This window comes from Calothrix sp. CBUCES-K 9914, from assembly GCF_059640475.1.
The window spans coordinates 1-4,877 of sequence record NZ_JBXXZH010000427.1 but is presented as its reverse complement, the minus strand read 5'-3'; the positions used below and the strand labels follow the sequence as shown (position 1 = coordinate 4,877).

The window sequence follows — 4,877 nt, the reverse complement described above, 5'->3', positions numbered from 1 at the left end:
TCTAAAGCTTCTGTCATTGTCATCGGTGGCATGGCAAAATATTTAGTTCGCACAACCTCTTTGGGTAGTTCAGGAGTGCGAGTACCTATCAAGTCATCAACAACTGTTGCTGTTTCAACAGCTGTTTCTTCAATTGGATTAGGAGCTTTCTTGTTTTGAATGCGTTCTTTATATTTTCTTAATTGACGCGCGATTTTATCGGCAACTAAATCAATGCTTGCATATAGGTTTTCGCTGCTCTCCTCGGCACGAATGACGTTTTTATTTGCATAAATCGTCACTTCCGCTGCTTGTCTGGGATTAATTCGGGGATTTTTAGCAACGCTTAAATGGACATCCACTTCGTTGGTGATATTTTGAAAGTGACTTACTGCCTTTTCAATCTTTTGATGCACATATTCACGGATAGCATCGGTGATTTCAATATTTTTGCCGTGGATGACAAGCTTCATGTGTAAACTCTCCCGCTCAAACTTTAACTTGAGTTGAATTACGCTTTCGATTGCGGTAAGGTCTATCTGCCGCCTTGCATCAAGTTATGAATCAAAATTACAATCCCCCGTTTGCCTAATTGTTGCCATATGAATTTCACTTTTAAACTAGCCCTACTTGACGCGCGATATAATACTGCGCTCTCAAATCATCAAATATTTACGTGTCTTGGTTACAACAGATGTACTCGACATCTTCGCCTGACTCTGCTCCTCCTGAAATAATTGGCTTTAGAGTAAATGTAATCGCTGTCAAGGCAGTTTTGTTCAACATGGCTTTTGAATTTTTAAATTAGGCGCCGGAGAAGAGTGCATTTGTTCTTTCTTCTTGGCGTGACGTATGTGGCAGAGAATTCCCTCCAGCACCATTACCATTGAGGTTATATATTCAAACTAGCACTTTGTAATTTATAAAACCGCTTATCTTGACTTTCCTTTACAATCTTTTGCACAGCTTGACATTTGTTTCGTTCCTTAACAAGGAAAAGGGGAAAATAGCCTCACAAATGTTAATTCTTTCTGTTTTTTTGCGCCTGTATCTTGCAATACTTCCTTTTTTGTTAAATAGTTGAATTTCGCTATGAATTTTAACAATGTTTCTATTTCTTATTCTTGTTCGTTATATAACCAAAGTTTGATGCCTTATTTAGAAGCGCTCGCATGGCAACGCACGTTGTTGCAAGAACGCATCAATAATCCAAATTTAGAAGACGTGCTAATATTGGTCGAGCATCCGCCTGTATATACTTTAGGGCAAGGCGCCAGTCCCGAATTTCTCAAATTTGACCCTGATAGTGGCGAATATGAAGTGCATCGCATCGAACGTGGGGGTGAAGTAACGTATCATTGTCCAGGTCAAATAGTCGGGTATCCAATTTTAAACTTACATCGCTATCAACCAGATTTACACTGGTATCTACGCCAATTAGAGGAAGTGTTAATTATGGTACTTCAAGAATATGGACTTGTTGGCGCGCGTATTCCTGGGTTAACAGGAATATGGGTAGAAGGTCGCAAAGTTGCCGCTATTGGCATTAAAGTCAAACGCTGGATAACCATGCATGGATTCTCACTCAACGTAAACCCTGATATGACAGGGTTTAGTAAAATAGTTCCATGCGGTATAGTTGACAAACCTGTTGCCTCTTTAGCAGAATGGATACCTAATATAAGCTGCGATGATGTTCGTCTTAAAGTTGCGCGCTGTTTTGCTAAAGTTTTTGGAGTAGATATACAACCCCAAGAAACTAGCAACGGATTATAAACGGATGTAACGGATGGTTGATTTTAAATAACTAGCAAAAGCTTTTACACATCCTACCTTTGTTTGTAACTGGTAAGGTGCGTGAAGGCTACTAGATATTAGCTTGTTTCAAGATTGTTGATAGCCTTCACGCACCCTACTACAATTATCCGTTGCATCCACATGCTTATTAACCCACCTTGCATCTCGGACATAAACCAGTAGGCGCCAATATTAAATTGAAGCGCACGGTTTAGTGTATTCTCTGATCCAGGTTCTTTTTTACATAAAGGACTTCCAAAAATATAGCCGTTCAGGGGTCGCCTTTCGTACATACATCACACATCACAGGCGCCTCTGAACGGTTGAAAATCAACTTTGTTGTAACTAACGTTTTCTATGTAATAACACTTAAAAAATATGTTGTTAATATTTGTTATATAAATTATTTCAACAATAATACTCCGGTCAAAATATCTAAATTCAGTATATATAATAAATATAATATTATTTTATTTAAGCAGTTAATATTATTATTGTTATATGTCATAATGACTAATCTTCCGCGCGATCAGAGCAAAGAGTGGCACCACTTGTCCACTAACCAAGAAGCAAATACTCACGCTGCTCCACTTACACCCCTCAAAGAGCGTGACTTGAAAGAGCTTGCGTCGCTATTTGATAGACATGACAGTGATGAAATTGAAGCGGATGTTATTAGCAAGTTAAACATGCTTTGCCCTGAACCGTCTTGGGATGAAGACCCATATGAATTTTTACGTGAATATCTTTAACAGACGCGACATGTCGCGTCTCTACATTTTATTTAATCTACTCATGAAATTGCGTAATCTTTCGTGTTTGGGATTTTGAATTACTTGTTGTGGGTTTCCTTGTTCGAGAATAATTCCGGAGTCCATGAAAAATACGCGACTCGCTACTTCGCGCGCGAATTGCATTTCGTGGGTGACAACTACCATTGTCATTCCCTCTGTTGCTAGTTGCTGCATTACTTGTAGTACTTCTCCTACTAGTTCTGGGTCTAGTGCGCTTGTTGGTTCATCGAATAGCATTATTTGCGGGTTCATGCATAAACTACGCGCGATAGCTACTCGCTGTTTTTGTCCTCCTGATAGCTGTTCGGGATATGATTCGGCTTTATCGAATAATCCTACTTTATCTAGATATTGTTTTGCTAGTTGGGTGCTTTCTGAGGGTGTTTTGCCTAGTACTTGTTGCTGTGCAAGTGTTAAGTTTTGTAACACTGTGAGATGAGGAAATAGGTTAAATTGCTGAAATACCATGCCTACTTGAGTGCGTAGTTGGCGTAGTACGTTTCGATGGAGTTTTGAGTGAGATAAGTCTATATCGTTTACGGTTAGTTTACCTGCGTTGATGGTTTCTAGACGGTTGAAGCAGCGTAGTAGGGTGCTTTTGCCGCAACCTGATGAACCTATAATCGCTATGACTTCGCCTTTATGTATTTCGCCGCTGATGCCTTTGAGGACTTTTAAGGCGCCGAAGTTTTTTTCTACGTTTTCAAATGTAATTACTGCGTTGCTCATAATTAGGCTTTATATACATTGTGTTAATTATTCTTGTAGGGTAGGCATCTTGCCTGCCCCCATAAACTAATATTAACGAACCGCAAAGGACGCAAAGGAAAGAGAATGAGGAGAAGCATTTTTGGTTGGGTATTGGCTGGCTTATGTTGTTGTTTACTGATTATAAATGGGTGTGGGTCAGATGGAAGTGGCGCCAAGAGTTTACGGGTTGGTACGGAACCTGCTTATCCACCGATGGAGTTTCAAGGACAAAAGGGTGAGTTACAGGGTTTTTCGATTGATTTAATGAATGCTATTGGTCGTGCAGCAGGTTTTAAGGTCGAGTTTCAATCTACGCCTTTTGATGGATTGATTTCGGCGTTACAAGCAAGCACAATCGATGCTGCTATTAGTTCAATGACTATTACTAAGGAACGCGCGCAAACTGTTTCTTTTTCTCGTCCTTATTTTAAGTCGGGGTTGGCAATTGTAATTAGGAATAATAATCAAGATATTACTAGTTTTGATAAATTAAAGAATAAAAGAGTTGCAGTTCAAATTGGTACTACAGGCGCCGCAAAAGCAAAAGAAGCACCTGGCGCCCAACTTCGCACTTTTGATTCTACACCTTTAGCGTTACAAGAGTTGGCGAATGGGAATGTTGATGCAATGGTTGGTGATGCTCCTGTAATTGCTTATGCTATTAGTACAGGAAATTTACCAGGTATTAAGATTATAGACCAGTTATTAACAGAAGAGTATTATGGTATTCCCACACCTTTAAAATCACCTAATTTACAATTGATTAATAACGGTTTAGGGAAAATCTTTGAAAATGGTACTTATAATAAAATTTATCAAAAATGGTTCAAAACTGCACCTCCAAAACTACCCGAAAAATTAGCCTTTGCAACTCAAAGCGATAGTAGACCAAACTCTATTAATATTCTATTGCAAGCGTTTCCTTTACTTTTTCAAGGCGCCTTAATAACGTTGCAATTAACTATATTCTCTGTATTTATCGGTTTAATATCTGGTTCTTTAATTGGTATTGCTCGACTTTCACATCTTACACCGTTACGTTGGGCTGCAAGAGCATATGTTGATTTCTTTCGTGGTACGCCTTTACTAGTGCAGCTTTTGCTAATTTACTATGGCATTCCTGCCGTAGTTCAAAATTTAGGTTTAGATTTTAGTCTTAACCGCTTTGCTGCTGCTGTCGTCGCATTAAGCTTAAATAGTGCTGCTTATATTGCCGAAATAGTGCGCGCGGGTATTCAATCAATCGAAATAGGGCAATCAGAAGCAGGAGAATCACTAGGGTTAGATGCAGTACAAACAATGCGTTATATCATATTCCCTCAAGCCTTTCGCCGTATGTTACCACCTTTAGGCAACGAATTTATCAGTATGCTTAAAGATACCAGCTTAGTTGCATTTATCAGCCTTGACGAATTAGTTCGCAGAGGGCAATTAATAGTAGCGCAAAATTATCGTCCCTTTGAAATTTATGCAGGTGTAGCAATAATCTACCTATGTCTAACCTTACTATCTTCCCAAGCCTTCAGCCGTCTCGAAGCATGGATGAACCCAGTTAAA

General features: G+C 39.2%; 5 protein-coding genes. 3 read left to right on the top strand and 2 right to left on the bottom strand.

Features of this window, described 5'->3' with window-relative positions:
• Window positions 1–452, bottom strand: a 452-nt coding sequence (gene hpf / locus AC2JBO_RS43090) for a ribosome hibernation-promoting factor, HPF/YfiA family (RefSeq protein ID WP_496959757.1), incomplete at its 3' end; no start/stop codon positions are given.
• 619 nt (window positions 453–1,071) lie between these two features.
• Here hpf and lipB point away from each other — a divergent pair.
• On the top strand, window positions 1,072–1,755 hold the full coding sequence (gene lipB, locus AC2JBO_RS43085) for a lipoyl(octanoyl) transferase LipB (protein WP_496959756.1): 684 nt from the start codon (window positions 1,072–1,074) through the stop codon (window positions 1,753–1,755).
• A 530-nt stretch (window positions 1,756–2,285) separates the two neighbouring features.
• Entirely contained in the window at window positions 2,286–2,528 is a 243-nt protein-coding gene (locus tag AC2JBO_RS43080) for a hypothetical protein (RefSeq protein WP_496959755.1), read from the top strand.
• Between the two features lie 21 nt (window positions 2,529–2,549).
• Here AC2JBO_RS43080 and AC2JBO_RS43075 read toward each other — a convergent pair whose 3' ends face one another.
• On the bottom strand, window positions 2,550–3,299 hold the full coding sequence (locus AC2JBO_RS43075) for an amino acid ABC transporter ATP-binding protein (RefSeq protein ID WP_496959754.1): 750 nt from the start codon (window positions 3,297–3,299) through the stop codon (window positions 2,550–2,552).
• A gap of 105 nt (window positions 3,300–3,404) precedes the next feature.
• Between AC2JBO_RS43075 and AC2JBO_RS43070 the strand changes: the two genes are divergently transcribed.
• Window positions 3,405–4,877, top strand: a 1,473-nt coding sequence (locus AC2JBO_RS43070) for an ABC transporter permease subunit (RefSeq protein ID WP_496959753.1), incomplete at its 3' end; no start/stop codon positions are given.